This is a genomic window from Paenacidovorax caeni, from assembly GCF_001298675.1.
Lineage (GTDB): Bacteria > Pseudomonadota > Gammaproteobacteria > Burkholderiales > Burkholderiaceae_C > Paenacidovorax > Paenacidovorax caeni.
Genome location: NZ_CYIG01000125.1, coordinates 1 through 997 on the forward strand (window position 1 = coordinate 1; position 997 = coordinate 997).

Below are 997 nucleotides of genomic sequence, written 5' to 3' on the forward strand. Positions count from 1 at the left end.
CATGCCGTTGTCGTGTTTCAAGTGCCCTATCGCAGGCTCTACCGCTTGCCTTCTCTTGAGCCAGCGCCGATGCGCTGAGGTGAGGCTTTTGAACTTGCCCCGGTGGATGATTTCAACGTCCGGGTTGTGTGCATCCACCCCTCTGAAGCCCAGATCGACGACCACCTGCTTGGGGCTGCGGCCCGTGTCTTCGGTCAGGATCGTTACCTGCTCGAGTTGCTCAGCCAAGGTGTGGCCGTCATAGGGGTTGCCGGTAAAGCTGCGTGCGCCCACCATCAGCCCTTGCCTGTGCGTTACCGCCACGCTGACCTTCACGCCGAACTCGTAAGGTTTCCTGGCCTTGCCCTTGCCAATGCACTCGACCTGCGGTGCGTGCATGGCATACAGCTTGTTCTTGTCTTTGGGTTGCTGGGTGCGGATGCGCTCGGCGCGCTGCATCAGATCGTGCAGGGCGGTCAGCGCCTCGGCCGGCACTTGAGGCATCTGCTTGATCTTGCGCCCCACCTCGCGCAACACGATGCCGAGGATGGTGCGCTGGCGCTTGACGGTCTTCTTGAGTCGCTTGAACTGCTTGGCATGGGCGTAGCCGCCGGCCTTGCGCCGCAAGGCCTTGCCTTCGCGCACAAAGGTCTGCTTCAGGGCAATGCCCGCCCGCTTGGCGGCGCTCACCACCTTGTGGCGGGCGATCTCCAGCAGGCGTGAGTCCACCGGGTGGGCAATGGCCTTCTCCTGCACCGTGGTGTCCACGATCAACCGCTCGAACTCGGCGGGCCCGATGGCCCTGCAGGTGACGGCCGTGTCGATGGTGGCCTTGAGCAGTTCTTGCACGCCGGCCTCGCCAATCGGGGTCTCCTCGTTTTCAGTGCAATAAGTGACGGTACGAAAAGCTAGCACTGGCGCGGAGGTGGTGTTGGTAGATCGTTGATTTCATTGACTTTCCTGTTCACTTTCAAATCTGCGATTCGTGGCGTCAAACCGTGGTCGGTTTCATCCATTG

The 997-nt window shown here is 61.2% G+C and carries 1 pseudogene; it reads right to left on the bottom strand.

The features are described from left to right. A pseudogene (locus BN2503_RS19040) lies at positions 1 to 843 on the bottom strand (IS5 family transposase); the annotation flags it as partial. Positions 844 to 997: the final 154 nt, after the last annotated feature.